The sequence below is a fragment of the Methylobacterium ajmalii genome, assembly GCF_016613415.1.
Classification (GTDB): domain Bacteria; phylum Pseudomonadota; class Alphaproteobacteria; order Rhizobiales; family Beijerinckiaceae; genus Methylobacterium; species Methylobacterium ajmalii.
In genome coordinates, this window is record NZ_JACWCT010000026.1 from 1 (window position 1) to 269 (window position 269).

At 60.2% G+C, this 269-nt stretch carries 1 rRNA gene; it reads left to right on the top strand.

Annotated elements, in window-relative coordinates:
• Positions 1–171 precede the first annotated feature (171 nt).
• Positions 172–262: ribosomal RNA gene (gene rrf / locus HPY23_RS04225) — 5S ribosomal RNA — on the top strand.
• Positions 263–269 lie beyond the last annotated feature (7 nt).

The window sequence follows — 269 nt, forward strand, 5'->3', positions numbered from 1 at the left end:
ATGTGCAAGCGCGGTAACGCGCTGAGCTGACCAGTACTAATCGCTCGATCGGCTTGATCGCTCTCATGATCCGTGTCCGGATCAGACCAACACCACACACGATGAAGACATGCGGACGGCCCTCACCGGCTGCCGCGAAAGACATGCTTGCCGGACGACGTGCTTGGCCGGTCTGGTGGTCAGAGCGGGGTGATCAGAACCCGATCCCATCTCGAACTCGGCCGTTAACCGCCCCAGCGCCTATGGTACTGTGTCTCAAGACACGGGAG